General features: G+C 63.1%; 1 pseudogene. It reads right to left on the reverse strand.

Going from position 1 to position 1,694, the window contains the following annotated elements:
• Nucleotides 1-1,694: pseudogene (gene dnaE2, locus NHF53_RS22315) on the reverse strand (error-prone DNA polymerase); the annotation flags it as partial.

Below are 1,694 nucleotides of genomic sequence, written 5' to 3' on the forward strand. Positions count from 1 at the left end.
ATGTCACCCTGGATCGGGCCGGGGCGGACGATCGCCACCTGGATCACGAGGTCGTAGAAGGTCCTCGGCTTCATGCGTGGCAGCATGGACATCTGCGCCCGGCTTTCAATCTGGAAGGTGCCGAGCGTGTCAGCCTTGCGGATCATCGCATAGGTCGCCGGGTCTTCCTGCGGAATGGTCGCGAGGTCGAGTTCCTGATGCTTGTGCTCGAAGATCAGGGCGAAGGCCTTGGCCATGCAGGTCAGCATGCCGAGCGCCAGCACATCGACCTTCATGAACTTCAGGGCTTCGATGTCGTCCTTGTCCCATTCGATCACCTGCCGGTCGGCCATCGTCGCCGGCTCAATCGGTACCAGGTCGTCGAGCCTGTCATGGGTGAGCACGAAGCCCCCTGGATGCTGGCTGAGATGGCGCGGACTTCCCATCAACTGCCGCGCAAGCTTCAGGGTGAGGGCGAGACGACGGTCGTCCGGATTGAGGCCGAGGTCGCGCAGCTGTTGCTCGCCGACTTCGTCCGACCAGGACCACAGGCCGGAAGAGAGCGCCTTGATCAGGTCCTCGGGCAGGCCGAGCGCCTTGCCGACGTCGCGAATGGCGCCCTTGGCGCGATAGCGGATGACGGTCGAGCAGAGAGCGGCCTTGTCATGGCCGTAGGTCTTGTAGATCCACTGGATCACTTCTTCGCGGCGCTCATGCTCGAAATCGACGTCGATGTCGGGCGGCTCGTCGCGCTCCTGGGAGACGAACCGCTCGAAGAGAAGGTCGTTGGTATCGGGATCGATCGAAGTGATGCCGAGCACGTAGCAGACGGCCGAGTTGGCTGCCGACCCCCTGCCCTGGCAGAGAATGCCCTGCGACCTGGCATAACGAACGATCGAGAAGACGGTGAGGAAGTAGGGCGCGTATTTCATGGTCTCGATCAGCGCGAGCTCATGCCGGATCGTCTTCTCGACATGCGCCGGCAGGCCCTCAGGATACCGCGTCTTCACGCCCTCCCATGTGTAATGCTCCAGCGACTGCTGCGCGGTCAGGCCCGGGATCAGCGCTTCCTCGGGGTATTGATAGACGAGCTCCTCGAGCGAGAACTTGCAGCGCTCGACAATCTCCATCGTTCGCTTGAGCGCTTCCGGGTAGAGAGGAAAGAGCCGCGCCATCTCGTCGGGCGGTTTCAGGTATCGGTCCGCGTGTCGCTCCCGCTCGAAGCCGACATCGTCGATGGTGGTTCCTGTCCGGATGCAGGTGACGACGTCCTGCAGCTGCCGCCGAGCCGGCTCATGGAACAGCACGTCGTTGGTGACAACGGTCTTCACGCGGTGTTTTGCCGAGAGGTTCGAGAGCTCATGCAGCCGCAACTGATCATTGGGACGGCGGCGCAGGGAGAGCGAGACATAGGCGCGGTCGCCAAAGATCTCGGCCATCTTCCTGAGCTGCACGGAACAGGTCTCATCGACCAGGTCCGGCACGAGGACGCCGATCAGGCCTTCGGCATAGAGTGCGACGTCATCGAGATGGAGGATGCAGTTCGCCTTCCCGCCCCTCCCCTTGCCCAGGGTCAGCAGCCGCGTCAGTCGCGAATAGGCGGCACGATCGGTCGGATAGACGAGGATCGACATGCCATCGGCCAGATCGAGCCGGCAGCCGACGACAAGTCGCACGCCAGTTGCCCGCGACGCCTCCAGGGCGCGCACGATACC

The sequence above is a fragment of the Ciceribacter sp. RN22 genome (assembly GCF_024054295.1).
GTDB lineage: Bacteria > Pseudomonadota > Alphaproteobacteria > Rhizobiales > Rhizobiaceae > Allorhizobium > Allorhizobium lividum.